The organism is Anaerococcus tetradius ATCC 35098 (assembly GCF_000159095.1).
GTDB classification, from domain to species: domain Bacteria; phylum Bacillota; class Clostridia; order Tissierellales; family Peptoniphilaceae; genus Anaerococcus; species Anaerococcus tetradius.
On the sequence record NZ_GG666383.1, the window covers coordinates 1 to 241 of the forward strand.

Below are 241 nucleotides of genomic sequence, written 5' to 3' on the forward strand. Positions count from 1 at the left end.
TAGAAAATCTTCCTATTCTTCTGGAAATGTAGATAGGAATGGAAAAGATATAACACCAAGTGGAGATACAGAAAAAGATAAAAAGTCGATCAGGAATACGAAGGTATTGTTCGTCAACTGATGACCTACATGATGGAAGATTCGCGTACCATTCCGAGCGTACTTACTGCGCTGTTCTGCGCGCGTTCTATCGAACGTATTGGCGACCGCTGCCAGAATATTTGTGAGTTTATCTTCTACT

Annotated in this window: 1 pseudogene; it reads left to right on the forward strand. The window is 41.1% G+C overall.

Going from position 1 to position 241, the window contains the following annotated elements:
* Positions 1-93: 93 nt before the first annotated feature.
* Positions 94-241, forward strand: a pseudogene (locus HMPREF0077_RS11205) (PhoU domain-containing protein); the annotation flags it as partial.